The sequence below is a fragment of the Burkholderia sp. SIMBA_051 genome (assembly GCF_046534915.1).
Lineage (GTDB): Bacteria > Pseudomonadota > Gammaproteobacteria > Burkholderiales > Burkholderiaceae > Burkholderia > Burkholderia ambifaria.
In genome coordinates this window covers 1-264 of record NZ_JAWRXS010000392.1, presented here as the reverse complement: position 1 = coordinate 264, position 264 = coordinate 1, and the positions used below count along the sequence as shown (strand labels likewise).

Below are 264 nucleotides of genomic sequence, written 5' to 3'. Positions count from 1 at the left end.
CAGCGGGTTGATGATCTTGCCGAAGTTGGTCAGGCGACGGGCATAGCCCTTGTCGTGGGTCAGGTACTCGAAGAAGTCCTGGCCATGGCCCTGGGTGAAGTCGGTGCCGATACCGATGGCGTCTTCACCGACGATGTTCATGGTGTACTCGATGGCTTCGGCGTAGTCGTCGATGGTCGAGTCGATGCCTTTGGCCAGGAACGGCGCAAACATGGTCACGCCGACGAAGCCGCCGTGGTCGGCGATGAACTTCAGCTCTGCGTC

The 264-nt window shown here is 60.2% G+C and carries 1 protein-coding gene; it reads right to left on the bottom strand.

Going from position 1 to position 264, the window contains the following annotated elements:
• Positions 1 to 264: membrane dipeptidase (locus tag SB771_RS35005; protein WP_410722045.1), on the bottom strand; the 264-nt coding region annotated here is incomplete at both ends.